Here is a 26333-nt window from a genome sequence, read left to right as displayed (position 1 = left end):
TTAATTAACTTTATTTCAAATCTTTCAAAATCTCTGCCACCGCTTTTTCGAGTTGAGGATCTTTATCTGCCAGACGGTCTTCAAAAGTATTTTTCACGAAGATATCTGGCTTAACGCCTTCTTTCTCGATGTTTTTGCCATCCATGGTATAACAGCCCCACGATGGCAAACGGTAAGAAGAACCATCAACCAATCCTTTAGCCGAAGTAAAAATAATCCAACGGTAGGTTTCTGTACCGATAATCTTACCCAATTTTAATTGTTTAAACCCTGCAGCCGTCATTTCAGCATCACTTAAAGATTGTTCGTTAATAAGCAATACAATTGGCTTTGCTGCCGGGCCAAAATTACTTTGTGGCGCCATTTTACCGCCGCGGTATTTCCATTGTAAATAAGGGCGCTGAGAAAGGAATTTTAGCACATCATCATGTACGTTTCCTCCGGTATTGTAACGCAGATCGAGGATAATGGCTTCCTTATTTTCTTCTTGAGCAACCATATCCAACAAGAAAGTTTCCAATTCTCCACCACCCATGTTTTTCATGTAAGAATAAGCAATCCTGTTGTTGCTCCATTTATCAACATTTTTATGGTTTTGAGTGATCCACTCATCGTAAAGATTTCCACGCAAAGTACCTGAACTTTCAGGATGTACGTTTACAAAAACATCTTTTCCGTTACGCTTAAAGGTCAAAGTGATTTCTCTATCCAATGATGGTTTACTAAAATAATAATCGCGGTCTATTTTTTCATCTACCTTAACACCATTTACTTCTGTAAGAATATCTCCTGCCAAAATATTGGTTCCGGTACGGGCGGCATTACTTTTAGCCGCAATACGTTTAACCTTTAAAGGATTTTCATTATCGAAGATGATTCCTGTTTCGTTGGTGATGTAAGTAAGGTTTTTACGTTCCTCTGCCCCTGCACTGTTAAAGCCCATATGCGAAGAATTCAGTTCGCCCAACATATCGTTCAATAAAATCCTCAGGTCACTGCGGTTGTTCACATAGGGCAGATAAGCGGCATAACGTGTTCTCATTTTATCCCAGTCTACACCATGAAATTTTTCATCATAGAAATTTTCATCCAAACCTACCCAGGTTTCGTAAAACATCTGGTTAAACTCGGCATTCAGGTTTCTGGTAAATTTATAACCGTGGTCTACGCGGTCAAGCTTGTTCCCTTCTAAGGTATATTTATTGATTGCACCTCTTGATAAAACGAAAAATTTATCCCCTGATGAAATAATCGAATAATCGCCCCCATCAGCAACTTTTTCTGTTTTATTGGCTTCAAAAGGCTCAATAGTAGTGCGGTAAAGGCCTGGGGCGCCACCTTCGTGGTTAGATGAATAAAAAACATAAGTTTTATCGCCTTTTGCAAAAGCATCAGTTCCGTACTGGCCACCAAATGAAGGGCCAACCAGTTCTACCCGATCTAAAATATCCTGTGTATTAATGGTAATTACATTTGCTGGTTTTGGCGTAGGTTTTACCTCAGTTTTCTTTTTAGCTGTATCTGCTTTTGCTTTTTTATCATTTTTATTATCAGTTATTGCAGGCTTAATTTCAGTTGGTGCAGGTTTGGTTTCTTTAAACAGGTCATCAAACTTATCAGAACGGTAAGGTTCATCATAATTGTTCAATGCCATCCGGTAAATGTGCGCATTCTGCATTCCCGTTGGGTAAGAAGGCTTGGTACGGGCGCTGGTAAAGAAAATATACTTGCCATCTGGCGACCATGCAGGCCCTGTTTCGGTAACACCTGTATTGGTTAAATTAATGGTTTTATTGCCTTTAATGCTGTGTACCATAATGTCCTGCTCGAAATTCCGGTATACCGTAAAAAGCACATATTCATCATTAGGTGAAAAGCTTGGCGCAGCGCTTTGTAGGGCCCAAAACTCGTCGGTTACCAACGTTTTAGCATCAAAAGTTTTAAGATCCATTAGCTTGAGTTCGTTTCTGCCGCTCAGGTACACCGCCATGGTTTTAGTTTTGTTCAAGGTAATATCGCGTACATTTGCTTTATCCTTTGTAAGCTGTTTTACAGATCCTTTTCCATCACCAGTAATGGTAAACCAGTTTTGATAGCCATTTGCCGTTTGACTGAATAGAATTGTTTTGTTATCGGCCAGCCATTTGCATTCTAAAGCACGTTCACCACTGTTGGTAATCTTACGGATAAATTTTCCGTCTGCATCGCTTACAAATACTTCACCACGTGAAATAAAAGCCATTTTTTTCCCGTCAGTAGAAACATCAAAAGCCGAAATATTTCCGCGAACATCGTACTCCTGCTCCTTACTCAACACCTGGTTACGCGAAGTACTGATATTGATTTTCTCGGTTTTCTTCGAAGCTACATCGTAGGTATACAATTGATAATCCTTCTCAAACACAACTGTAGTTCCATTGGCCGAAACAAAGGGGCGTTTAATGGAAGTATCAAAATTAGTCAGACTTGTTTTTTTGCCACCAATAAAAGTGTACAGATTGTATTCCTCATTGCCCTCATCTGATACAAAAAAGACATTCCCTTTTTGATCAACACTGGTCCAGAAATCTTTCCCGATATAATCGGTATAACTTTTATAACTTTTCGATTTTGGGTTGTACGATTGAATATCTGGATTGTAGGCTCCTTTGTAGTGTTTGCGGTTTGCAAATCGGTAACTCTCCCAGGTATCGTTAAAAAACAGTTCACCACTTGGCGATTCGGCAATATGGTGCGTAGTATTGAAATAATTATCGAATAAACGAACGGCAGTACCACCGTTTACACTTACTTTATAACTCGAAAAAGAATTATAGCGACCAGATGTGAAATAAATTGTTTTTGAATCCCAGCTCCAGTTATCCACTTCATCCGCAGCGTCGTTAAAAGTTAATTGTTTAATATCACCACCGGTTAAAGGCATAACATACACGTCGTAATTACCAAACTGATTGGATGAAAAAGCCATCCATTTCCCATCAGGAGATATTTTCGGATTAATCTCTTCGCCCTGCATGGCGGTAACCCTGGAGGCTACACCTCCTTTTACAGGTACTTTCCAGATATCGCCATCATAGCTAAATACTATTGTTTGTGCATCGGGCGTTAAAGCAGGGTATGCGGCAAAGTAGGTTTGGCCTTGAGCAAATGAATGAATGGGCAACAAAAATGCGAATGTTGCAAGCGATTTCAACAGCGATTTGATCATGATTTATTTTGTTTGGCTTTGGATGCCTTAACCCGGCTTGTTTAAAATAACCATCAAACTTTGAGACGATTATTTTAGACATTAAAGGATACATCCTACAATAAAAAAGCGATAAAAAATATTAATATGAAATTACGCAACAGATTTTATATTCGTAAACAATAAAATGTATTTTTGATTGATTTGAAAGTAGTACACCTAAATACCTATGATGGAAATGGCGGAGCAGGGCGTGCCTGTTTGCGCTTAAGTGATGCCTTAAAGGCCAGTGGAATCGATTCAAAAGTATTGGTTTACTATAAATTTGGTCAAAACCCGAAGATAGATACCTTTAGCAAGTCGCCTTTTCAAAAAGCGAAAGCCATTTACAATATCCTATCCGAAAGATATTATTCAAAATGGTTAAGCAAATCAATAAAGACGCCTTTCAGTTTACAATGGTTCGGCCGTTCGGTAATTAACCACCCCGATGTTAAAAATGCTGATATTATCCATTTACATTGGGTAAACCACGGTTTTCTTAATCCTAAATTTTTAGCCCAGCTTGATGAGCTGGAAAAACCGATTGTATGGACTTTTCATGATAGTAACGCTTTTACAGGTGGGTGCCATGTGCGTTATGGGTGCGAAAATTTTCACCAGCAATGCGGCAACTGCCCGATTTTAAAAATAAGCGGCAAAAATGATATTTCTCATAAAACCTGGGTACGTAAACAAAAGGCTTATACCGAATTGAATTTTCACATTGTGGCACCTAGCAAATGGATGGCTGCATCGATAAAGTTCAGCAGTTTGTTGGGCACGAGGAAAGCTACAGTTATCCCGAATACGATTGAAACAAAAATTTTTAAACCTTATGTTAAATCGGAGGCAAAAAAAATCTTAAAGATCAATCCGGATAAGTTTGTATTGATGAGCGGATTTATGCCCTCAAAAAACGACAAACACAAAGGAACGCCTTATTTAATCGAAGCTTTGGAAATCCTTTCGCGCAGAGCAGGGATACAAAAAGAAAATATTGAACTGGTTATTTTCGGTAATAAGGAAAATGCAGAAATGCCCGAATTTCCTTTCAAAACTACATTTTTGGGTACCATTAATAAAGACGATCATTTGGCAAAATGTTATTCGGCCGCCGATGTTTTTATTACGCCTTCTCTCGAAGATAATCTACCCAATACAGTAATGGAAAGTTTGTCATGTGCTACGCCTGTTGTTGCTTTTACTACGGGAGGGATTCCGGACATGGTGAAACACATGCAGAACGGTTACCTGGCCGAGTATCAAAATGCGGAAGATTTAGCTAACGGCATTGAATGGCTATACCACCGCCCGAATAAAGAAGAAATCCAAAAGGCGGCCAGATTGAGTATTTTAACCGATTTCTCGGAAGAAGTAATCGCTGCGGAGCATATCCATCTTTACGAAACATTGATTGATTTACAGCCGAAGTAAATTAAGCGCCACAAAAACACAGAAATCAAGGGAATTTAGATTGACTACAGCGCGTTTTGATGCAAAATGTTTCCCCAATTTCATTTTCACATTGAGGCAGAAAATTCGCACAATCTTTATTAAATTTACTCCAATCCAAAAAAGCATCCCTTGCCAAAGCTAACTGTCATCACCATTGTATACAATAACGTTCGCGATATCGAACGTACCATTCAATCTATCCTTAAACAGACCTATGAAAAAATCGAATATATTGTAATAGACGGCGCATCAACTGATGGCACTTTGCAGGTTGTGGAACGTTATAAAGATCAGATTACAAAAATTGTATCAGAACCCGATAAAGGGATTTATGATGCCATGAACAAAGGTTTAGCATTAGCAACGGGCGATTATGTTTTATTTATGAACTCAGGTGATGAGATTTATGATGAACAAACAGTAGAAGATGTTTTTGCCTCTGCCCCCGGTGCCGATATTTATTACGGGGAAACGGAAATGTACAATGATAACTGGGAAAATTTAGGCCGTAGAAGGCACGAAGCGCCCGAAGAATTCGACTGGACCAGCTTTAAATATGGCATGAACATCAGCCATCAGGCCATTTACATCCGCCGCAGTATTATTACACCATACGATTTAACTTATAAGTATAGCTCAGATATTGATTGGATTATCAAAGCAGCAAAAAAAGCCTCTAATATTGTTAATGTTCACCGTTATGTAGCCAAATACCTGGTTGGTGGCATGAGCAAGAAAAAACACCGCGAAAGCTTAAAAGAACGGTTTAAAATCTTCACCAAATATTATGGTTTAGTACCGAATATCTTTAATCATATTATCATTGCAGGTAATTTAGCTTTGTATTTTGTAAAACACCGTAGAACCAACGATTAACCAATCTCCAGCAGGTCGTCATTCTGAACTTGTTTCAGAATCTATCCAGCTAGACAGTATTATTACCTTAAAGATGCTGATCCCGAAGATTCGGGACAGCATGACGATCGGGTTAATTAATATGGCAATCTCAAATTTTTAAAAACAATAATTTTCCCTAACTGTCTTTAATACATCACCTATTAAAAATTTAAAGATTATGGGACAATTAAGTAACCGCACTATTGCTGTACTTACAGAAAGCGGATTTGAAGAAGTAGAATTAACCGAACCAGTTAAAAGGTTAAAAGAAGAGGGCGCAACCGTTCACATTATCTCCTCAAAAAGTGGAAAAATAAAAGCCTGGGACCATGATCATTGGTCGATAGAAGTTGATGTAGACAAAACCATTTCTGAAGCAAATGCCGAAGATTATAATGGTTTGCTGCTACCGGGCGGTGTTATTAATCCCGATCAGCTTCGTGTTAACGAAGATGCGATAGCATTTGTAAAATCTTTCTTTGCCGATGGGAAACCAGTTGCGGCAATCTGTCATGGGCCTCAAACCCTAATTAATGCAGATGTGGTTCAGGGCAGAAAAATGACCTCAGTAAAAAACATTTCACAGGATCTGATCAATGCAGGTGCACTTTGGTCGGATGAGGAAGTGGTTGTAGACCAAGGTTTGGTTACGAGCCGTACACCAAAAGATTTACCAGCTTTTAATGATAAAATTGTAGAGGAATTTGCCGAAGGTGTTCACGAAGGGCAGCACGCCTAAAAACTTTGGACGCTCTTTCTAGATTCACTCAAAAACGGTTGGCAAATTGTCAGCCGTTTTTATTTTGTCTTTTCCGCGCTCCGTCAGACGTTACCATCCGACGGAGCGTTATTCTCAATAAATAGGATTACCTTGTTTAATCCTTTTCAGTGTCGGATGGTAACATCCAACACCACGCTAACATCTGACACCACAGCACTTTACAATTTAACCTGCCTAATAATATTTTTGATGTTCAATTCAATAATGTCGGTCATGGTTTTACAGCGCAAATAATTTGTATCCTTAAAATAATCGCTCATACTCTGTTTTAGCAGCGCGATATTTTCCGGTGTGGTGAGTTCTTCTTTGTTCGAAACGTCGCGGAGATCAGTTAATCGATGGCGTTCGCTCCTAACCCTGTGCACAATAGACGAGCGTTCTTCCTGTTGATATTGGAGTACGGTTTTCTCCGTCAGCTGCTCCATGCTCATTTTAACATAAGGTAAATTCTCTTTAAAAAACTGGGGCAGATAAACCTTTAAATTTCCTTCGTAAAACTGTTGGTCGAAATCTATTGCACGGATACGGAACTGAATATCATCAAAATCGGGTGTTATCTGTACTACAAAATTATAAGCCCGCATATCACCTAAAAGCATAATTAAACAACGTTCGTTAAACTTAACAAACTCTTTTGCAATACGGGTTGGATTAAACTCTGGTGTATACAACTGCCCTTTTGTAAAAACATCACCTGGAATCCCCGCAATATGTTCTTCCACTAAGGTATTGCCATCAACAAGATAATTTACCTGATTGGGCGAAAGGATTTCTTCCATTTCCAGGCCATAAATACGCGAAGCATCGGCTTTTTTAATGTAGAAATAATCGTAAACATCATTTAAACGATTTACAATGCGGATACGAAATGGATGGGTATTTCCGAAGGTGCAATATTCTATTTTATCGATGTACTTATGCTCCACAATCCGCAGATTGCCAGATGCTTTTAAGTTTGCATAAATTTCCTTTAAACCATCATGCAAAGTTTCAATTAAATCCTGTGCATAAATCGGCCCTTCCCAGAGCGAATCTTTCCCAAACTTATCCATTAAAGGGAAAGCTTCGTTAAACTGCATTAAATCATTATAACCGATGGGTAATTTTGCCTCCCGTTGGTAAGTGCGTAAATATTTCTGCAAAGCAGGCGTTACCGGAAAAATCGGTTTCTTTTTCGAAATTCTTACATCGTTGTTTTCCATGCAGCGGCAATGTACAGTTTTATAGAAAATATATTAATTTTTTTGCCATGAATATTAACCACAGCGCGCACCGAGAACGTCACAGAGCTAACAGCGTATAGTTTAAACCAGTAAAAATGCTTTGTGGCCAACAAAAAAGAAAATCATCCATTCTCTCTTTTGTCTCTGTAAAACCTTAGTGTGCTCGGTGGTTACTAACGATTTGGATAGCTAAACGGCAATGCACTCAAATACCTGCTGATTTTTCGATAAGGATAATTCCCTGCGCCGTGATCGGCAAACTGAACAATAATGGTATTCGTTTTCGGATCAATGTATAACCTTTGGCCCAGCATGCCTTCAGCAGCATAATCGCCGTTATCACCTTCTTGTGGAATCCACCAGAGATAGTGATGGGCTGATTTTTGCCAGCCTTTTGCCGATGCAGGTTTTTCTGAACCTATATTTATCGATTGATTTACCCAGCTTTCTGGAACGACCTGTTTGCCGTTGTATTTGCCTTTATTTAAATACAACCGGCCAATTTTAGCGAAATCGATAGCCGTAACCTGCAAACGGCTCGCTGTATTTGTTAAACCGTTAACCTGATCCAATCCCCAGGTTGCGTTATACTGTGTTCCCATCTGTTTCCATACATTGGCTTCGAAATATTGAGCTACCGATTTACCAGTTGCCTTTTGCAAAACCCAACCCAATAAAATCGGATCGATACTTTTGTACTTCCAAACCGTACCGGGTTTATTTACCAGTTTAACTTTCATCAATTGGGCTTTCATATCATCCGTATAATAATATTTGGCTTCATCAGAAAAAAAGGCTTTAACAATTCCACCTACAGCATCCTGAAACTCCAGGCCTGATTTCATATCTAAAAGGTTTTTTAATGTGATCTCCTCAAAGGCGGAATTCGGTTTTAATTCTGGAATATACTGAGTTACTTTATCGTTTAAACTTTTAATGCTATGCTCATTTAATGCTTGCCCGATCATAATAGAAAGCATGCTTTTGGCACCAGAAAATATGGTGGTTAAGGTGCTATCACGATAACCCTTATCATATTTTTCGTATAAAACACTGTCATTCCTGATCACGATAAAAACATTGACCTGTCCGTTTTTTAAATATTCTTTCAATGGAATAATTTGATTATTTCCGTCCAGGACATGAAGTGTATCTAAATCGTTCCGTTGCCTGGCCGATCTGATAAAATGAAAGGCAGAATCACTTTTATGCGAAATTTCCTGAGGGAAAATTTTATATGTTTCGGCACCAGGTGTTCTATTTTTTAGCACACTTAATAGGTAGGGCTTCCAAAGAAATAGCGCAAACAGCGATAAAAAAAATGAATAAATCAGAATTAAGAGTATTTTTTTGAAAGTTTTCATGGGTAGGCGTTATACCAACAAATATAAAATATTTAGGAAATTATGCCTGCTTTAGCAATTCATTTGTGGTAAAAAGAAGTTGATGTTTAGGTTTATATTTCCACCTTTTATGGCTCCACAACCAATACTCGGGCTTTGCCCTGATAATTTCTTCCAAAAAACGGGTGTGCATTTCAGTAATTTCGAACTCAGCGGTCCCGGCCGGATTTAAACAAAGAGGCACACAATTTACCTCGTAAAAGCCGCGTTTAAGCACCTTGATTTTAAAATAAAAGATAGGCTGGTTGGTACGTTTTGCAATTTTTTCAATCCCTAACTGAACCGAGCTGGGCTGATGCATAAAACTTGTCCAATAATGAGATTCATCTTTCGAGGGTGCCTGGTCATTCCCAAAACTAAATATGCTCGGTTTATCTTTACTCGCCTGCAAAGCCCTCATGGTTTGTCGCATGGCAATTAATTTGTTGCCGAATTTGCTTCGTACTTTTTTAAACCAAGTATCGAAAACTGGATTGGTTAAGGGCTTATAAATAGGATAATGATCTGCAGAAAAATTGAGCCCGATACCTAAGGTACCCCATTCCCAGTTTCCATAATGTGCTGAACAGACTAATACACTTTCTCCCCGATCTAAATATTCCTGAACCTGTGCTTTATTTTTAAATATGAAACGCCTTTCGATTTCTTTTTTTGAGATATTGCTCATTTTAATAATCTCGAAGACCAGCGAAGCCAGGTATCGGTAAAAGCGTTTTTCGATAACCAAAATCTCTTCTAATGTTTTATCAGGAAGCGCATTTAATAAATTTTCCCGAACAACTTTACGCCGGTAGCCGAAAACAAAATACAGTAGTAAATAAGCTCCATCGGCCAAAATGTATAAAGCAGATAATGGAAGCAGAGATAATACGCCTAAAAAAAATATTCCCAAATGGGAAATCCCCTTTTTAATCATACCAGAAATTTAAAGTGCTAATTTAAAAAGCACCTTAAAAAATTATGCCACGAAAATGTTAGATTTCATATTTAGACAGATGGATTAGCTAAGCCATGGCATCCATTATGTTCTGATCTTTTTTGATGACTTCTGAAATCTTTTGCTCAGGTTTATATTTCCATCTGCGGTGACTCCATAACCAATATGAAGGTGCTTCATTAATCATATCCTCTAAAAAGTGCGTATGCATTTCGGTTATTTCGAACTCAGCAGTTTCTGCTGGGTTTAAACAGATCGGCACACAATCTACTTCGTAATATCCTCTTTTTAAATAATTTATTTTGAGGTAAAACACTGGTCGGTTTGTTTTTCTGGCAATTTTCTCAACCCCTAACTGGATGGAAGATTCCTGATTTAAAAAGGTCGTCCAGTAGTTCGATTCATCTTTTGAAGGCGCCTGATCGCTTCCAAAAGTAAACATGGTCGGTTCATTTTTACTCGATTGAATAGCCCTTAAAGTTTGACGCATCGACACCATATGGTTGCCAAATTTGCTTCTCATCGTCAAAAACCAATTATCAAAAGCTTCGCTGCTCAACGGTTTATAAATTGGGTAATGTTTGCCAGAAAAGTTTAATCCGATAGCCATGCACACCCATTCATAATTGCCATAATGTGATGAACAGAAAAGCACACTTTCGTTATTTTTGAGATAGGCTTCTACCAGATCGGTATTTTTAAATTTTACCCTTTTATTTAATTCCTTTTTAGAAATGCTTTTCATTTTAATCACCTCAATAAAAAGTGAAGAAAAAAATTTATAAAAACGTTTCTCTATGGCATTGATTTCAGCAGTATTTTTCTCGGGGAATGCATTAACCAGATTTTCTTTAACCACTTTCCTACGGTAGCCAAAAACATAAAATATTAACACATAAAAAGCATCCGCCAATCTGTATAAAATAAATAGCGGCAACAACGAGAGCATATTTAATAAAAATATACCCATTTTGGATAACCCTTTATTAATCATGATGTGGGATGATTAGTTTGCTTGCAAAAACACAAAATTAAAGCTGAGCGCAAAATTAATTGCCATATAATTGTTAGTTTTTTTATTCCCAAAGGTTTTATGAAAAAATGCTGACAAAAAATCGCGCACTTGATTAACAATTTAACTGGCCAGCAACGACTTGCCTGATGTTGTTCTCCACTTGCCATTAGAACCCGCAACTTTGGTGATCAGACGAATTACCAACCCAACCTATTAGCACAACCCTAACGATTCTAAACCTTATTGCAGCGGTATCCCCCGATTCTTCATCGGGGATTTAGCGGAAAGAAGGACTAACATTAAAAAATGTACTGAAACTGCTTTCCTTATTATTTTTATCACCGCCTAAGAATCTAATTCCTTCAATTGACAAATTCAGGGGTTCTTACTATTAAGTTGTCAACCCCAATAAAACCTTTAAACGCAAAAAAGCCCCGATTTCCATCGAGGCTTTAGTAATCTATATTTTTAAGTCCCCATTAGGGGATTTAGGGTTTAAGCGAATTGCTTTCCTTTAACTTTACGTTCTTGTTCTGTTAAGAAGATTTTACGTAAACGCATGCTTTGCGGCGTAACCTCGATATACTCATCAGCCTGGATATATTCCATTGCTTCTTCTAAAGAGAATTTAATTGCCGGTGCAATACGGGTATTATCATCAGTACCAGAGGCACGCATGTTGGTTAATGCTTTACCTTTTACCACGTTTACCACTAAATCGTTATCACGGATGTGCTCACCCATAATCTGACCTTCGTAAACATCAGTTCCCGGATCGATGAAGAAACGACCTCTATCCTGTAACTTATCGATTGAATAAGCAGTAGTTTGTCCTTTTTCCATTGAAACCAATACACCATTTAAACGACCAGGGATTGTACCTTTCCAAGGCTCATAAGCTTTGAAACGGTGAGCCATAATCGCTTCTCCTGCTGTAGCAGTTAAAACGTTGTTACGTAAACCTATGATACCACGTGCCGGGATTTCGAATTCTAAGTGCTGTAAATCGCCTTTTGGCTCCATAATTAACAACTCACCTTTACGTTGAGTTACTAATTCGATTACTTTACCAGAAACTTCGCCAGGAACATCAACGATTAAAGTTTCAATTGGCTCATGTTTCTTACCATCAATTTCTTTAATGATAACCTGAGGCTGACCTACCTGAATCTCATAACCTTCACGACGCATCGTTTCGATCAGTACAGATAAATGGAGAATACCACGGCCATAAACCAACCATGCATCAGGAGAAGCTGTTTCAACAACTTTTAAAGCTAAATTTTTCTCCATCTCTTTGTACAAACGTTCTTTAATACGTTGAGAAGTTACTAATTTACCTTCTTTACCAAAAAATGGAGAGTTGTTAATGGTAAACAACATGTTCATTGTTGGCTCATCAATGCTGATAACCGGTAATTGTTCTGGTGCTTCAAAATCAGCGATTGTATCACCAATATCAAAACCATCAATACCTACAACTGCACAAATATCACCTGAACTTACTTCAGTAGTACGGATTTTACCTAAACCTTCGAAAGTATAAAGTTCTTTTACTCTTGATTTTACGATTTTACCATCGCGTTTGATTAAAGTAACCGGTTGGTTTTCTTTAATTGTACCACGGTGTACACGACCGATTGCGATACGACCTACGAAAGATGAATAATCTAACGAAGTGATCTGCATCTGTAAAGTACCGTCGTTAATTGGTGCAGGTGGAATGTTTGCCACAACCGCATCTAACAAAGCAAAAATATCGGTAGTTGGTACTTTCCAATCTGTACTCATCCATCCTTGTTTAGATGAACCGTAAATTACAGGAAAATCCAACTGATCTTCAGTTGCTTCAAGGTTAAAGAACAATTCGAAAATCTGCTCATAAACCTCTTCTGGGCGACAGTTCTCTTTATCCACTTTGTTTACTACCACAATTGGTTTTAAACCAAGGGCTAGAGCCTTTTGCGTTACGAAACGCGTTTGAGGCATTGCACCTTCAAAAGCATCGCAAAGTAAAAGTACACCATCTGCCATTTTCAGAACACGCTCAACCTCACCGCCGAAATCCGCGTGACCAGGAGTGTCAATAATGTTAATTTTTACGTCTTTGTACTGAACGGATACGTTTTTAGATACAATCGTGATGCCACGCTCGCGCTCCAAATCGTTGTTATCCAATATCAAATCTCCTGTTTGTTCGTTGTCACGAAAAATAGAACAAGAATGTAAAATCTTATCAACCAAAGTAGTTTTGCCGTGGTCAACGTGTGCTATAATAGCTATATTTCTAATCTTTTGCATAAAATGCGCCTCAAATTTGGCGCAAAGATAGTGTTTTGAAATGGATTTTCTACTATATCTATCACTATTTAATATGATGATAATGTTGTAATTATCTCATTTTAAACAGAAAAGCGAATACCATATTTTTCACCTTTATTACAGCCCTTACCTTTCCGTCGGATTGTTAGAAAATCCTGAGCAAGCTTAAACTAAATTTAGTTTTAGATTCAGTTGTAGAACATAATTAACAGATTTTTAACCAGATTCTCCTGTTAAAAGCATAATTTTTATATTATGAATATCATTACTTTTACCTGCCTATTAAAATCAACAGATGAAAATTGAATCGCACACGTTAAACAATGCCAATATTGCCGAAGTTCTTTCAGAAGAAATAATTATTAATAATGCAGCCGATGGATTAGACTTATTGGGAAACCTATACTACCAGGGATTTGATAAAATTATGATACACGAACAGAACATTACACCTGCTTTCTTCGACCTGAAAAATGGAATAGCAGGAGAAATTCTACAAAAGTTTTCAAATTACCGGGTAAGCCTCGCAATTATAGGCGATTTTACCCCATATCAAAGCAAAAGCATTAAAGATTTTATTTACGAAAGCAATAAGGGCAAACACATCAATTTTTTGGGTTCGACAACTGAAGCCCTAACAAAGCTAGCTGGATGAAGTTTATGATATGCTTAACCAATCCCCGTAAGAGATTACGCCTAGCTCTGGCCTTGCCTTTCCTTCTAAAATGGCAATAAACTCCAATGCATGTCCGTCAGGATCATTAAAGTAAATGGCCAAAGCAGGCATCCAGGCGAAAACCATGGGTTCGCAGCTTCCACTTTTAAGAAAGTTATAGGGCTTCAGGTTTTTAGATCGGAGAAAGCTGACAGATTTATTCAATACATCATCTAGATCACAGCTGAAGGCAAAGTGCCTGATATCGATTTCGTCTTTAGGTTTTTCCCAGATCCCCAACATGGCTTGCTGGGGTTTTCCGATCCAGAAAAAGGCAATTTTGCGTTCTTCTTCGTAATGGCACATCGTTAAGCCCAATGTATTACTGTAAAAATCAATCGACCTGGCTAAATCTTCTACATAAATATGTGTTTCAAACAGTCCTTTTATCATATAGTGAAGGTAGAGATAAGTTATAGGCACAAAAAATCATGTTTTTCGATACTGCCATCAATAAAATCGATATCTGAAGCCGAATGGGTTACCAAAACTCAAATGCTGCATTAAGAATAAATAACACGATCGAAATGAGCAAAAGGTTTTTAAAATATGCAGGCAGGTGCAGCATTACTTTTATCGCATTGATTGGGCTTTATTTTCTGATCGCCTTTTGTTGCTCACGCATTACCATAAATGCCAGCCCTTCAAATCCCAAAGAGGTTGCCATCTACATCATGACGAACGGCGTACACACCGATATCATTGTTCCGGCTGTTAGTGCAGAAATGAACTGGACAAAAGAAATCAGTTACCAAAATACACTTGAAGCCGATAACACTTATCAATACCTGGCTATGGGCTGGGGCGATAAAAAATTCTACCTCGAAACACCAGAATTTTCGGACCTTAAACTCAGTAACGGCTTACGGGCAATCTCTGGACTAAGTACATCTGCCATGCACACCACCTATTACAAAAACATATGGGAAGATGCGAACTGCAAGAAAATTATCATCAGCAAGGCGCAATACCGACAACTGATCGATTATATTTTAAATAGTTTCAAAAAAGACGAAACCGGACATTTGATCAATGTTAAATCAAACATCCATTATGATATTGGCGATGCCTTTTACGAGGCAAAGGGAAGTTACAGCATTTTTAAAACCTGCAATACCTGGGCTAATGCAGCACTAAAAGCATGCGGACAAAGAAGCTGTTTGTGGACCATTTTCGACACCGGTATTTTTTTAAAATATCAGTGATAAGAATACCGTGAAATAACTATACAGGTATTTTACACCTTTAAGCAATTCTGCGTACAAATTTACTTGTCATATTAATCGGACAGCACAAAGCGTTAATTTTATTCTTAAACGAAGTATTAACCTTAACGCTATGCTGTTCAACTCTTTTAGCTTTGCTGCTTTTCTGCCCATAGTTTTTATACTTTATTGGGTTTTGGGAAAAGAACGTTTAAGATCTCAAAATATATTATTGCTGGGGGCAAGCTATTTCTTTTATGCCTGCTGGGATTGGCGTTTTATGTTCCTGCTCATTTTTTCCACCCTACTGGATTATTTCACCGGCTTAAAAATGACGGAAAGTAAAAACGGAAGGTCCAAAAAATTTTGGTTCTGGCTGAGTATTTCCATTAATCTCGGTTTTTTAGGCGTATTTAAATACTATAATTTCTTCGCCGATTCTTTCGCTGATGCTATTGCAAATTTTGGCCTTCAGGTAAACCCATGGACATTAAAAGTCATTTTACCTGTTGGTATATCATTTTACACTTTTCATGGCCTGTCATACGTAATCGATATTTATAAGAACCGTATACCGGCAGAAAAGAACTTTATTGATTATTCTTTATTTGTGAGTTTTTTTCCCCTACTGGTTGCCGGGCCAATAGAACGGGCAACGCATTTACTTCCTCAGATCAAAAAAGAAAGATCTTTTGATTACAGCGGGGCGATTGATGGTTTACGACAGATTTTATGGGGCTTGTTTAAAAAAATCGTCATTGCCGATCAATGTGCCAATTACGCCAATATGATTTTTAATCATTCCGGAGAATACTCGGGGAGCACATTATTGCTCGGCGCCATTCTTTTTGCCTTTCAGATTTACGGCGATTTCTCGGGCTATTCGGACATTGCCCTGGGTACAGCACGGTTATTTGGGATAGAGCTGTTAAGAAACTTTGCCTACCCCTATTTCTCCAGGGATATTGCCGAATTCTGGCGCAGGTGGCATATCTCCCTCTCTACCTGGTTCAGAGATTATTTGTATATCCCATTAGGTGGGAGCAAAGGTGGAACCTGGATAAAAGTACGGAACACATTTATCATCTTTTTGGTAAGTGGTTTTTGGCACGGGGCCAACTGGACATTCATCATCTGGGGCTTATTAAATGCGCTGTACATTATGCCGTCGATTGTTTTTAACACTAACCGATCGAACCTGGATACCGTTGCTCAAGGAAAAATATTCCCAAGCTTAAAAGAATTAGCAGCGATTGTATTAACCTTTGGTTTAACCATTTTCGCCTGGATATTCTTCAGGGCAAATTCTGTTCAGCATGCTTTTAATATCATATCAACCATTGGTTCCGAATCATTTTTCTCCATTCCTCAAATACTGCCAATTAAACTATTTCTATTACTGGCTTTATTTATTTTAATCGAATGGAATGGCAGGATGGAGCAATATGCCATTGCCAAATTTGCCTTGTCGTGGCCAAAACCAGTAAGATGGGGCATTTATTACGGCCTTGTTCTGGTGATATTCTTTTTCGCAGGCGCCGAACAACAATTCATTTACTTTCAATTTTAGTTATGAAAAAATTCACTAAATCTATCGTCATCTTTCTGCTTCCAATTATCTTTCTGGCTGTTTTTTGCGAAGTTTTGATCCGAAGGATTCCAAACGATTACGAGTACAAAAAAAGTTACCTCGACCATCACGCCAAAGAGGTAAGTATTTTGTTTCTGGGCAGCTCTCATGTCTATTATGGCATCGATCCGAAATACATCAAATCAAGTTTTAACGCGAGTTACATTTCGCAGTCTTTTGATTATGATCTGGAAATTTTAAAAAAGTACAGTCAACAATGGGATCATTTAAAATACATTGTCATCCCTGTTGATTATTTTTCCTTTTATGGCCGCTTAGAAAATAGTCCCGAAGCCTGGCGGGCAAAAAATTACCGCATTTATTACAACATCAATACTGATCATAAAATTTTTAACAGTACGGAAATACTGAGTAACAAATTAGACATCAATTTAAGCCGGCTTTTAAACCATTATGTTAGAGGGGAAAATGACATTAGCTGCAGCAGCCTGGGTTGGGGCTCGAGCTACAAAGCGATTCATCACAAAGACTTAATCAAAAGTGGCGTAACAGCCGCAGCACGGCATACTGCGAAAGATAATCTACAATATTCAACTAACCTGCATTTACTGGATGAAATTATCGCCTTTGCAGAGCATAAACATATTAAGGTGGTATTGTTTACCAGTCCGGCTTATAAATCTTATGTATCGCATTTAAGCAAAAACCAGTTGAAGACTACGCTTTCTACCATTAAAAAACTGAATACTTTTCACTCCACAGTCAGGTACTTTAATCTTTTGCAGGATAGTTCATTCCATGCGCAGGATTTTTATGATGGCGATCACCTTAACGAAATCGGGGCTAAGAAACTCAGTTTAAAAATGAATGCGCTTTTGGCTGAGATATAATCCGCTAAACCTCAAATGCCCAATCTAAAAAGGCAGGCATTACACTTTCCCAGGTGGGGACATCGTGTCTGCCACCGACTTTTTCGTAATAAAAAACATTTTCAGGTCGTTTATAACCTTTATTCAGGAGTATTTTAACAACATCGATCGTATCATCTATCGAGTCGATGATCATATTTTTATTCCGATCAGCTTTCTCATCTTCCGTTCCGGTCATTAACCAGAATTTCATATCGGGCCTGGTAGAGGTGCTTTCCAGCTTTGCATGCATAATGCGATCTGCATCAGTATACCCTTCGCTCAGGTCTTTTTTTCTCCACCAAAATGCTCCAGAAAAAACACCGATGGCATCAAAAGCAGAAGGATTATTCCAGGCAATATCAAAAGCAGACAAACCACCCAAAGAAAACCCCGCGAAACCTACTTTACCGGTTATCGGCATTGCAATTTTCTTTTTAACAAAAGGTAAAAGCTCTTTCATCACAAAATCAGTGTATAGGTTAGCTTTCGCTCCACGTCCTTTAAAATCGGGAACATCCGCAACACCATATTCCATTAATCGGTCTTCTGATGCTTTAATGGCCACAACAATTAACCTGTGGTTTCTTTTGCCATGATGGGCTTCTTCCAAAATCCGGCTAAAATCCATTTTGGCCACATCCTGTCCATCATTTAATAAAAGAAGCTCTATTTTCTCATTCCCTAAAATACCTTCGGGTGTATAAATATCTATTTCTACCTCGTGCTTTAAATAAGCCGAGGGTATTTTAAAGTTACTGGTATTAACTTTTACCGATAAAATTGTGGTGTACATCATAATCAAAATCCCTATCACATGGCTATCGCCTCAGAATTAGGGTGCAAAGGTACAAATCTCCGTAAACTATTAATTATCATGGGTTAATTTTTACAATACGCCTTTAATCTGCATCATTTTACTGCTTAAACTATTCTTTTTGTAGATTTAAATTTATACCTTAAATCATTCAATTTTTATTATGGTTAAAGAAGAACATAAGAAATGGTACAGCCCGAATTTAAGTGGCGAAATCGACATGCTCATCTTTGGTCACGGTGGTATCCCTATCCTACTGTTCCCGACAAGCATGGGTCGATATTTTGAAAACAAGGATTTCAAACTGATAGATTCTGTTGAGGGATTTATCAATGAAGGAAAAATTAAGATCTATTGCCCCGATGGTGTCGATAAATTAAGCTGGTACAACAAAAGTATTCATCCTGCCGACAGGGTTAAAAACCACATCTGGTACGACAAGTATTTACTGGAAGAAGTAGCCCCTTTGGCAAGGCATGAAACCGGGCACAGCAAAATTATTACTGCTGGCTGTAGTTTCGGGGGCTATCATGCTGCTAATTTCGCCTTCAGGCATCCCTGGCTGGTTAGCCATATGTTCAGTATGAGCGGCGCTTTCGATATTTCTGGCCAGTTGGATGGTTTTTATAATGATGATGTTTATTTCAATAATCCGGTTGATTATCTGCTGAACAATAGTAACCCCGAACTGCATTATATGAAAATTGTTTTAGGCACAACAGATCGTGATATGTGCAGGCCAGATAATGAACGTTTATCCGACATCTTAAACAAAAAGGGCATCGACCATTGGCTTGATATCAGACAAAATGCTGATCACGATTGGCCCATCTGGAGGGAAATGTTTCCAGATTATATTGCACAGCTTTAGTTTAGTCCAAAGTCGGCAATCTTAAGTCCCGAGTCGATTTAGGATTAATTATCAAACAATTAACCGATTAACCAGTTAAACATTTAAACTAAAGTTTACCAATGAAACCATCATGAGCAAACAAGTACAACCAGCAACACTGCTCATGATTGCTTCATCACCATTGAAAGACAAATTTAAAACGATGAAAAAAATAGGGATTTTATTTGGACAGGAACGCTCTTTTCCTGAAGCCGTAATCGAAAGAATCAATCAAAAAGCAGAAAAGGGTATAACCGCCGAAGCAGTCAAAATCGACAAAATATTTCAGAATGCACCATTAGGTTATTCGGTAATCATTGATCGTATTTCACAAGATGTACCATTCTACCGCGCATCATTAAAAAATGCCGCCATTACCGGAACTGCCGTAATCAACAATCCATTTTGGTGGAGTGCCGATGAGAAGTTTTTCAATAATGCGTTGGCCGAACAGATTGGCGTACCTGTTCCCAAAACGGCATTAATCCCATCACGGGAGCACCCTACAGGAACCACAGGAGAATCTTTTTCTAATTTAACCATGCCTTTAGATTGGGATGCCATTTTTGAATACACTGGTTTTCCGGCCTATATGAAACCCTATGACGGTGGAGGCTGGAGAGATGTTTATAAACTTCATGATAAAGAAGATTTTTTTGATAAACACAGTGGCACACAACAATTGGTGATGCTTTTGCAGGAAGAAATCATTTTTGAAGAGTATTTCAGGTGTTATTGCATAGGCGGCAAATACGTTCGTATTATGCAGTACGATCCACGGAACCCACATCATTTACGCTATGCAACAGAAGGTAAATCGCCAGATCCAAAACTGCTTAAAACTGTACAAGAATACACCTTAAAACTATGTAAGTATTTAGGATACGATTTCAATACGGTAGAATTCGCGGTGCGTGATGGAGTGCCTATTGCAATTGATTTCTGTAACCCTGCTCCCGATGCAGATATTAAAAGCGTTGGTCAGGAAAATTTTGACTGGGTAGTGGAAACCACGGCAAATTATGCTATTGAAAGGGCTAAAGCGCAAAAAGACGGACAAGATAATTTAACCTGGGGCGAGTACATTAAATCGTCGGTTAGTGGCAAACCATTAATTGCGAAAGTTACTCAGAAAGTGGCTAAAGCGGCCGCTCCAAAGAAATCGGCAACAGCAGAAAAAACACCAGCAAAACCTAAAAAAGCTGCGCCAAAAAAATAATTGGGATTTAAATTTTAATCAATACTAAGGATGAACGAGTTTACGCTGGGCATAGAAGAAGAATATATGGTAATTGATCCCGTTACCAGAGAGCTTACTTCTCACGACCAAAAAATTGTAGAGGCCGCACAGAAGATCCACAAAGACCAGGTTAAGGCAGAAATGCACCAGGCTGTGGTAGAAGTTGGAACGGGCATTTGTAAAACCACCACCGAAGCACGTAAAGAGATTTCCCAGTTACGTTATACGGTATCGCAACTCGCCGGAGAACAGGGATTACGGATTGGCGCTGCTGGTACCCACCCGTTTTCGCATTGGGAAAAGCAGTTAATTACAGAACATCCCCGTTATAATGAAATTGTGAACGAACTACAGGAGGCTGCACGTTCTAACCTCATTTTTGGCCTGCACGTACACGTAGGTTTTCAATCTCGCGAGCTGGCCATTCATATTGCCAACCAGGTGAGGTATTTTTTACCACATGTTTTTGCCTTATCTACCAATTCTCCATTCTGGGAATCGCGGAACACAGGGTACAAATCTTTTCGCACTAAAATTTTCGATAAATTTCCCCGTACGGGCATTCCTGATATTTTTAATAGCATCGAGGATTACGATAATTATGTAAAACTGCTCATCAAAACCAATTGCATGGATAATGCGAAGAAAATTTGGTGGGATATCCGTGTGCATCCGTTTTTCGATACCGTTGAGTTCCGCATTTGCGATTGCCCGATGCTGATTGATGAAACGATGGCTTTTACGGCATTATTTCAAGCCTTATGCGCCAAACTGTACAAACTGCGTTTGCAGAATATGGAGTTTATCAGCTATTCGAGAGCACTAATTAATGAAAATAAATGGCGAGCTGCCCGTTATGGAATTGATGGGAACCTAATCGATTTCGGGAAAGAAATGGAAGTAAACTGCCGCAACCTTATTTTAGAATTATTGGATTTTGTGGATGATGTGGTGGATGATTTAGGCTGCCGTGATGACATTAATTATGTGCATAAAATATTGGAGCATGGCACAGGTGCAGACCGGCAGTTGGCAGTTTACCAACAAACTGGTAACTTTGAGGCGGTGGTAGATTACATTACTACTCAAACACTTATAGGCGCAAAGTAATTTTATAATGGATAAAAGTAGCTTAAAGGTGGCCGTTATTGATATGAATAACGGTGCACCTAATCAGGGTATGCGGGGAATTCAGGAAATTTTATCCCGTTTTAAAAACGATAACAATATCGATTTAAGCTATGATATATTTGATTTAAGGCAAAAAGGAGAAATACCGGGCATCGGTTATGATGCTTATATTTCTAGTGGTGGCCCGGGGAGTCCGATTGAAAGTAAGGGCGAGCAATGGGAAAATGATTTCTTTAATCTCTTAGATCAGATAGAAGCTTTTAACCGTAAAAATGACGAAAGAAAAAAGTATGCTTTTTTGATCTGCCATTCCTTCCAGTTGGCTTGTAGAAAATATGCATTGGGTAACGTAACCGAAAGACGATCGAATGCTTTTGGTATTTTCCCGATTACCTTAACAGAAGATGGAGAAAAAGACGAAATTTTTAATGGCATCACCAACCCTTTCTTTTCGGTCGACAGCAGAGATTGGCAAGTGATCGAGCCAGATTTTGCTGCTTTTGAGAAAAAAGGCGCTAAATTATTAGCCATCGAAAAAGAACGTAAACATGTCGATTTAGAACGCTGTATGATGTCGATCCGCTTTTCCGATGAAATCATCGGTACGCAATTCCATCCAGAAGCTGATCCGGTAGGCATGAAAATGTATTTGCTTCAGGAGGAAAAGAAAAAAGCAATAGTTGATATGCACGGGGAACAAAAATACCTGGATATGTTGAACAGTTTAGACGATCCGGCAAGGATTGTGCTTACCCAAAGTGTTATTTTACCTAATTTCTTACAAAAAGCAATTGGGGATTTGCAAGAGGCATAGAACTAACACTCATGAAAGCGGTAGAAGACTATAAGCTACAAGATATCGAATTACAGGATGTAGAAGATACATTAGGCTACATAGCAAAAGCTTTCGAACTGAATTTGGCATTTGATGCTTTTTCAGAAACAAAAACATTTGGAGATATCTGCCAGGTTTTCCAAGACAATATTGCTTATCAGAATGAAGAAAGTTGCACCTCTCAACAAGCCTTTTATAAGATCCGCAGTGCCATCGCTGTTTCACAAAAAATTGATAGCGGAAGTATTACCCCTAGAACTCGCCTTGATGAAGTTTTTCCTAGAATAGGTCGTAGGAAAAAAATAAAAGCATTTCAAAAAGAACTAGGTATACCAGTTAATTTTTTAACCATGAAAACTTGGCTAATACTTTTAATTATTGGCGGTTTTATAACCTCATTGGTAGCTTTTTTCTTTAACTCGAAATTTGCTTTGACAGGGATTTTGACTTGTTTGATTTTTAACTGGCTAGCAATGAAGTTCCGTCAGGAGATTGAATATATCTCAATTGGAGAACTCACTATGAAAATTACAAGGGACTATTATATGCAAGTGAGAAGAAATCCTAACACCATCAATAGAAATGAAATCGTAAAAATAATTCAATGCACTTTTATGTCAGGTTTGGATTTAAAACTGTCGGAACTACATAAAGACGCACTACTTGGTAAAATCTAAACAGCACATTATACATGATACCCTCACAACGCCAAAAATATAACCAGCAGTTTACCGAAGAGAAGTATCAAAACTTCCTTATCGAATTGCAAAATGGCTATCCACCAATTCCTTTTCGTGTGGCAGAAACGCCAGTTTTTGTACCTAAAGCGTTAAAAGAAAAGTTGATTGCAGCGGGTGAAGAAATCATAAACTTAATAAAGCAACCTAACTTTAAAGAACTAACGCAAAAATCAATTCCTGTAAGCTGGAATGTGCACAATGAAAATGAACAGCCTCACTTTTTAACCTTCGATTTTGGCATTTGTAAAAATCGACACGGAGAGCTTACCCCCATGCTGATCGAAATGCAGGGATTCCCTTCCTTGTATGGCTTTCAGCATCATTTGGCTAAAACTTTTCAAGCGAGTTTTGAAATAGACCATTCGGTTAATTATTTCTTAAATGGTTTTAATGAAGAAAATTACATCAGGCTGCTTAAAGAAGTCATTATTGGCTCCCATCAACCAGAAGAAGTAGCCCTGATGGATGTAGATGCACCTAACCAGAAAACGGCCATCGATTTTTTTGTGACCCAAAAAATGTTGGGCATTAAAATTTTGGCACTGGAAGACATTAAAAAAGTAGGCAAACAGCTCTTTTACGAAGAAGATGGGAAACAGATCCAGTTGAAAAGAATTTATAACCGCCTGATTTTTGATGAAGTGGCCAATAATACTGAAATTTTCAAAAACAGTTTCGATCCGCGTGAGGAGCTGGACGTGGAATGGGTAACGCACCCCAACTGGTTCTATCGCATCAGCAAATACACCATGCCTTTCTTGAAAAGCGAATTTGTACCTGAAACACGTTTTTTAAACGAGATAAAGATTATCCCTGAAGATCTAGAAAACTATGTACTTAAGCCATTATTCTCTTTCGCCGGCATGGGCGTAATTATCGATGTGAGCGAAACGGACATCACCAATATAAAGGATCCCGAAAACTGGATTTTACAAAGAAAAGTAAATTACGAGCCAGCTGTACAGGCACCAGATGGCGGCGTAAAGGCCGAAGTAAGGATGATGTACTTATGGCCTGATGGTGGTGAACCACAGCTTTGCATTAATTTGGCAAGGTTAAGCAAAGGAAAAATGATTGGTGTACGCTACAACGCCGATTTCGATTGGGTTGGAGGTACGGTTGGCTTTATGGAGGAATAGTTCTTCAGTCTAACCGCAAAGCGCGCGAAGGGAAGACGCAAAGATTAATTTTATTTAACCACCGAAAGGCACAGATGATCACAGAGAATAATCTTTCTTAAGCCAAGCTCCGTATCTATACAATTATTAACCACCTTATAATTAAAGAAAAAAGCGACAATACACAGCAGCACAATCCATCTGTGTTTTCTGTGAATCCGTGGCAAAATATCTTAAAACCCTCTCTGTGTCCCCCAGTGAAAAAACCCGGTTTCCTCTGTGGTAAAAATGCGAATCAATAATTTACATTCATCTGAACACCTTCCTCCTAAAACCCTTTATATTTGTACTATGGATATTCAAACGATTTTAGTCTTTTTACTTTTTGCGGTTGCATTGGTATATGTTGGCCGTTTGGTTTTTAAATCTTTACAGGTAAAAAAAGATGGATGTGGCGGTAATTGTAAATGTGGTGTAGATTTTTCCGATATTAAGCCCGTAAAAAAATAACATCCCACCTTTATGATTCATCAGTTCCAAAAATACTTACAGGAAAAAATAGAGATAACTGATGAGCAGTTCGAAAGCATATCATCTGTTTTAAAGGTTAAAAAATTCGAGAAAAACGAAATAGTTCAATATACGGGCGATAATTTTAAACACGGATATTTTGTAGGTAAAGGTTTGTTACGCGCGTATTCGATTGATGCGAAAGGCAAAGAACATATCCTTCAGTTCGCCCCCGAAAACTGGTTGGTTTCTGATCGCAACAACATGAATAATGAGCCTTCAATATTTTTTATCGATGCCATCGAAGCAACCGAAGCCGTGTTAATGCCCAACAATTTCATGGAAGAAGCAGCCAGGCAAGTACCATGTTTGCAACCCATGCAAATTAAACTACTCAACAATTCGATCCGCTTTATGCAGAAAAGAATTAATATGTTGTTAAGTGCTACGGCCGAAGAAAGATACCTCGATTTTATAAAACTTTACCCTAACCTTACCCTTCGCGTACCACAGTGGATGATTGCCTCCTATCTGGGCATTACCCCCGAATCGCTAAGCCGTGTGAGAAAGGAACTGGCCAATAAACATTTCAGACCTTAGAATGAGTTTTGAATGAATGAATGTCTTGGCTAAATCCCAATATTCGATCCTTCTCTCAATTTCTCATTCAATAACTCAATCATTCTGTCATTCAATTATTTCCCTTTCTTACCATACATCAATCTGTAGTAAAAACCTGCGCTGTACTTTTGTGTTGTAAATATTAAACATCTCAAAAAACAAAAGATATGGCAACTACAAAATGGACATTAGATCCAACCCACAGCGAATTACAATTTAAAGTAAAACACTTAATGATTACTACTGTAACCGGTAGTTTAAAATCTTTCTCAGCAGAGTTATCATCCGATGGTGATGAATTTGAAAATGCAGAAATTTCTTTCAAAGGTGACATCGGTTCAATTGATACCGGAAATACTGACCGCGATAACCATTTAAAAAGCGGTGATTTTTTTGATGCTGAAAAATTTGCACACATCGAATTTAAATCTAATTCAGTAGAAAAAGATGGCAGCGATTATATCGTTAAAGGTGATTTAACCATTAAAGGCGAAACCAAACCTGTAAAATTAACTGCAGAATTTGGCGGTATTGCTACCGATCCATGGGGAAATACCAAAGCCGGATTTACTTTAAGTGGAAAAATTAACCGTTCAGAATTCGGTTTAACCTGGAATGCGGCATTAGAAACCGGTGGCGTAATGGTAAGTGAAGAAGTTCGCATTTTAGGCGAATTACAGTTTGTAAAAAATGCATAAGTGATAAGCGTTTGGCGATAAGCGTGGATTATCCGCCAAATGCAAAACGC

The 26333-nt window shown here is 38.3% G+C and carries 24 protein-coding genes; 16 read left to right on the top strand and 8 right to left on the bottom strand.

Features of this window, described 5'->3' with window-relative positions:
- Window positions 1-10 precede the first annotated feature (10 nt).
- The gene (locus AC07VK_RS13480; protein WP_492961045.1) at window positions 11-3208 is read right to left on the bottom strand and encodes a S41 family peptidase; all 3198 of its coding nucleotides are present in this window, start codon (window positions 3206-3208) and stop codon (window positions 11-13) included.
- Window positions 3209-3382: 174 nt separating this feature from the next.
- On the opposite strand from AC07VK_RS13480, the gene AC07VK_RS13475 reads away from it, so the two are divergent.
- The 3 genes from AC07VK_RS13475 to AC07VK_RS13465 all read left to right on the top strand — a co-directional run bounded on the left by AC07VK_RS13475 (window position 3383) and on the right by AC07VK_RS13465 (window position 6320).
- Window positions 3383-4663: a glycosyltransferase family 4 protein gene (locus AC07VK_RS13475; protein ID WP_494939802.1), complete on the top strand. Its 1281-nt coding sequence runs from the start codon at window positions 3383-3385 to the stop codon at window positions 4661-4663.
- 150 nt (window positions 4664-4813) lie between these two features.
- Entirely contained in the window at window positions 4814-5560 is a 747-nt protein-coding gene (locus AC07VK_RS13470; protein WP_492952595.1) for a glycosyltransferase family 2 protein, read from the top strand.
- 199 nt (window positions 5561-5759) lie between these two features.
- Complete coding sequence (locus AC07VK_RS13465; RefSeq protein WP_492961041.1) at window positions 5760-6320, top strand: type 1 glutamine amidotransferase domain-containing protein; 561 nt, start codon at window positions 5760-5762, stop codon at window positions 6318-6320.
- 200 nt (window positions 6321-6520) lie between these two features.
- On the opposite strand, the gene AC07VK_RS13460 is transcribed toward AC07VK_RS13465, so the two are convergent.
- The 5 genes from AC07VK_RS13460 to typA all read right to left on the bottom strand — a co-directional run bounded on the left by AC07VK_RS13460 (window position 6521) and on the right by typA (window position 13241).
- Window positions 6521-7564, bottom strand: coding sequence for a hypothetical protein (locus AC07VK_RS13460; protein ID WP_215130037.1), 1044 nt, complete (start codon window positions 7562-7564; stop codon window positions 6521-6523).
- Between the two features lie 194 nt (window positions 7565-7758).
- Complete coding sequence (locus AC07VK_RS13455) at window positions 7759-8949, bottom strand: serine hydrolase domain-containing protein (RefSeq protein ID WP_492961039.1); 1191 nt, start codon at window positions 8947-8949, stop codon at window positions 7759-7761.
- 40 nt (window positions 8950-8989) lie between these two features.
- Window positions 8990-9904, bottom strand: coding sequence for a lysophospholipid acyltransferase family protein (locus AC07VK_RS13450; protein ID WP_492961037.1), 915 nt, complete (start codon window positions 9902-9904; stop codon window positions 8990-8992).
- An 88-nt stretch (window positions 9905-9992) separates the two neighbouring features.
- Window positions 9993-10919, bottom strand: coding sequence for a lysophospholipid acyltransferase family protein (locus AC07VK_RS13445; protein ID WP_492961035.1), 927 nt, complete (start codon window positions 10917-10919; stop codon window positions 9993-9995).
- Between the two features lie 516 nt (window positions 10920-11435).
- The gene (gene typA / locus AC07VK_RS13440; protein WP_057931394.1) at window positions 11436-13241 is read right to left on the bottom strand and encodes a translational GTPase TypA; all 1806 of its coding nucleotides are present in this window, start codon (window positions 13239-13241) and stop codon (window positions 11436-11438) included.
- A 316-nt stretch (window positions 13242-13557) separates the two neighbouring features.
- Here typA and AC07VK_RS13435 point away from each other — a divergent pair, with 316 nt between their 5' ends.
- Window positions 13558-13917: a DUF4180 domain-containing protein gene (locus tag AC07VK_RS13435; protein ID WP_492952590.1), complete on the top strand. Its 360-nt coding sequence runs from the start codon at window positions 13558-13560 to the stop codon at window positions 13915-13917.
- Between the two features lie 3 nt (window positions 13918-13920).
- Here the strand turns inward: AC07VK_RS13435 and AC07VK_RS13430 are convergent, their stop codons facing one another.
- The gene (locus tag AC07VK_RS13430; protein ID WP_492961033.1) at window positions 13921-14370 is read right to left on the bottom strand and encodes a VOC family protein; all 450 of its coding nucleotides are present in this window, start codon (window positions 14368-14370) and stop codon (window positions 13921-13923) included.
- A gap of 134 nt (window positions 14371-14504) precedes the next feature.
- On the opposite strand from AC07VK_RS13430, the gene AC07VK_RS13425 reads away from it, so the two are divergent.
- From AC07VK_RS13425 to AC07VK_RS13415, 3 genes are all read left to right on the top strand, one after another.
- Window positions 14505-15182, top strand: a complete 678-nt coding sequence (locus AC07VK_RS13425) for a TIGR02117 family protein (protein ID WP_492961031.1) — start codon at window positions 14505-14507, stop codon at window positions 15180-15182.
- 133 nt (window positions 15183-15315) lie between these two features.
- The gene (locus AC07VK_RS13420; protein ID WP_492961029.1) at window positions 15316-16752 is read left to right on the top strand and encodes an MBOAT family O-acyltransferase; all 1437 of its coding nucleotides are present in this window, start codon (window positions 15316-15318) and stop codon (window positions 16750-16752) included.
- Between the two features lie 2 nt (window positions 16753-16754).
- Window positions 16755-17663, top strand: coding sequence for a hypothetical protein (locus tag AC07VK_RS13415; protein ID WP_492961027.1), 909 nt, complete (start codon window positions 16755-16757; stop codon window positions 17661-17663).
- A gap of 4 nt (window positions 17664-17667) precedes the next feature.
- On the opposite strand, the gene AC07VK_RS13410 is transcribed toward AC07VK_RS13415, so the two are convergent.
- Window positions 17668-18480: an alpha/beta hydrolase gene (locus tag AC07VK_RS13410; RefSeq protein ID WP_492961025.1), complete on the bottom strand. Its 813-nt coding sequence runs from the start codon at window positions 18478-18480 to the stop codon at window positions 17668-17670.
- A gap of 181 nt (window positions 18481-18661) precedes the next feature.
- Here AC07VK_RS13410 and AC07VK_RS13405 point away from each other — a divergent pair, with 181 nt between their 5' ends.
- From AC07VK_RS13405 to AC07VK_RS13365, 9 genes are all read left to right on the top strand, one after another.
- Window positions 18662-19369: an esterase family protein gene (locus tag AC07VK_RS13405; RefSeq protein WP_029274721.1), complete on the top strand. Its 708-nt coding sequence runs from the start codon at window positions 18662-18664 to the stop codon at window positions 19367-19369.
- A gap of 112 nt (window positions 19370-19481) precedes the next feature.
- Window positions 19482-20609, top strand: a complete 1128-nt coding sequence (locus AC07VK_RS13400; RefSeq protein ID WP_492961023.1) for an ATP-grasp domain-containing protein — start codon at window positions 19482-19484, stop codon at window positions 20607-20609.
- A 30-nt stretch (window positions 20610-20639) separates the two neighbouring features.
- A complete protein-coding gene (locus tag AC07VK_RS13395; protein WP_029274724.1) occupies window positions 20640-21740 on the top strand; it encodes a carboxylate-amine ligase in 1101 nt (366 codons plus the stop codon).
- 7 nt (window positions 21741-21747) lie between these two features.
- Window positions 21748-22575 (top strand): type 1 glutamine amidotransferase, encoded by an 828-nt coding sequence (locus AC07VK_RS13390; protein ID WP_492961021.1) that lies wholly within the window; start codon window positions 21748-21750, stop codon window positions 22573-22575.
- Window positions 22576-22586: 11 nt separating this feature from the next.
- A complete protein-coding gene (locus AC07VK_RS13385) occupies window positions 22587-23273 on the top strand; it encodes a hypothetical protein (RefSeq protein WP_492961019.1) in 687 nt (228 codons plus the stop codon).
- A gap of 14 nt (window positions 23274-23287) precedes the next feature.
- Entirely contained in the window at window positions 23288-24475 is a 1188-nt protein-coding gene (locus AC07VK_RS13380) for a hypothetical protein (protein WP_492961017.1), read from the top strand.
- Between the two features lie 330 nt (window positions 24476-24805).
- Window positions 24806-24964, top strand: coding sequence for a FeoB-associated Cys-rich membrane protein (locus tag AC07VK_RS13375; protein ID WP_082458743.1), 159 nt, complete (start codon window positions 24806-24808; stop codon window positions 24962-24964).
- 12 nt (window positions 24965-24976) lie between these two features.
- On the top strand, window positions 24977-25564 hold the full coding sequence (locus tag AC07VK_RS13370; RefSeq protein WP_029274727.1) for a Crp/Fnr family transcriptional regulator: 588 nt from the start codon (window positions 24977-24979) through the stop codon (window positions 25562-25564).
- Between the two features lie 188 nt (window positions 25565-25752).
- Window positions 25753-26283: a YceI family protein gene (locus AC07VK_RS13365; protein ID WP_492952581.1), complete on the top strand. Its 531-nt coding sequence runs from the start codon at window positions 25753-25755 to the stop codon at window positions 26281-26283.
- The last annotated feature ends 50 nt before the right edge of the window (window positions 26284-26333 follow it).

The organism is Pedobacter sp. GW821-FHT01D05 (assembly GCF_059422505.1).
Note: the sequence above shows the minus strand (reverse complement) of the source record. Positions and strands in the feature narration are given on the sequence as shown.

What these genes read in the sequence shown, in the direction of transcription:
- AC07VK_RS13410 (WP_492961025.1), bottom strand. Translation starts at nt 18,480, where the DNA reads ATGATGTACACCACAATTTTATCGGTAAAAGTTAATACCAGTAACTTT.
- AC07VK_RS13460 (WP_215130037.1), bottom strand. Translation starts at nt 7,564, where the DNA reads ATGGAAAACAACGATGTAAGAATTTCGAAAAAGAAACCGATTTTTCCG.
- AC07VK_RS13365 (WP_492952581.1), top strand. Translation starts at nt 25,753, where the DNA reads ATGGCAACTACAAAATGGACATTAGATCCAACCCACAGCGAATTACAA.
- AC07VK_RS13380 (WP_492961017.1), top strand. Translation starts at nt 23,288, where the DNA reads ATGATACCCTCACAACGCCAAAAATATAACCAGCAGTTTACCGAAGAG.
- AC07VK_RS13455 (WP_492961039.1), bottom strand. Translation starts at nt 8,949, where the DNA reads ATGAAAACTTTCAAAAAAATACTCTTAATTCTGATTTATTCATTTTTT.
- AC07VK_RS13395 (WP_029274724.1), top strand. Translation starts at nt 20,640, where the DNA reads ATGAACGAGTTTACGCTGGGCATAGAAGAAGAATATATGGTAATTGAT.
- AC07VK_RS13425 (WP_492961031.1), top strand. Translation starts at nt 14,505, where the DNA reads ATGAGCAAAAGGTTTTTAAAATATGCAGGCAGGTGCAGCATTACTTTT.
- AC07VK_RS13420 (WP_492961029.1), top strand. Translation starts at nt 15,316, where the DNA reads ATGCTGTTCAACTCTTTTAGCTTTGCTGCTTTTCTGCCCATAGTTTTT.
- AC07VK_RS13480 (WP_492961045.1), bottom strand. Translation starts at nt 3,208, where the DNA reads ATGATCAAATCGCTGTTGAAATCGCTTGCAACATTCGCATTTTTGTTG.
- AC07VK_RS13430 (WP_492961033.1), bottom strand. Translation starts at nt 14,370, where the DNA reads ATGATAAAAGGACTGTTTGAAACACATATTTATGTAGAAGATTTAGCC.
- AC07VK_RS13390 (WP_492961021.1), top strand. Translation starts at nt 21,748, where the DNA reads ATGGATAAAAGTAGCTTAAAGGTGGCCGTTATTGATATGAATAACGGT.
- AC07VK_RS13385 (WP_492961019.1), top strand. Translation starts at nt 22,587, where the DNA reads ATGAAAGCGGTAGAAGACTATAAGCTACAAGATATCGAATTACAGGAT.
- AC07VK_RS13415 (WP_492961027.1), top strand. Translation starts at nt 16,755, where the DNA reads ATGAAAAAATTCACTAAATCTATCGTCATCTTTCTGCTTCCAATTATC.
- AC07VK_RS13375 (WP_082458743.1), top strand. Translation starts at nt 24,806, where the DNA reads ATGGATATTCAAACGATTTTAGTCTTTTTACTTTTTGCGGTTGCATTG.
- AC07VK_RS13370 (WP_029274727.1), top strand. Translation starts at nt 24,977, where the DNA reads ATGATTCATCAGTTCCAAAAATACTTACAGGAAAAAATAGAGATAACT.
- AC07VK_RS13450 (WP_492961037.1), bottom strand. Translation starts at nt 9,904, where the DNA reads ATGATTAAAAAGGGGATTTCCCATTTGGGAATATTTTTTTTAGGCGTA.
- typA (WP_057931394.1), bottom strand. Translation starts at nt 13,241, where the DNA reads ATGCAAAAGATTAGAAATATAGCTATTATAGCACACGTTGACCACGGC.
- AC07VK_RS13445 (WP_492961035.1), bottom strand. Translation starts at nt 10,919, where the DNA reads ATGATTAATAAAGGGTTATCCAAAATGGGTATATTTTTATTAAATATG.
- AC07VK_RS13405 (WP_029274721.1), top strand. Translation starts at nt 18,662, where the DNA reads ATGGTTAAAGAAGAACATAAGAAATGGTACAGCCCGAATTTAAGTGGC.
- AC07VK_RS13400 (WP_492961023.1), top strand. Translation starts at nt 19,482, where the DNA reads ATGAGCAAACAAGTACAACCAGCAACACTGCTCATGATTGCTTCATCA.
- AC07VK_RS13435 (WP_492952590.1), top strand. Translation starts at nt 13,558, where the DNA reads ATGAAAATTGAATCGCACACGTTAAACAATGCCAATATTGCCGAAGTT.
- AC07VK_RS13465 (WP_492961041.1), top strand. Translation starts at nt 5,760, where the DNA reads ATGGGACAATTAAGTAACCGCACTATTGCTGTACTTACAGAAAGCGGA.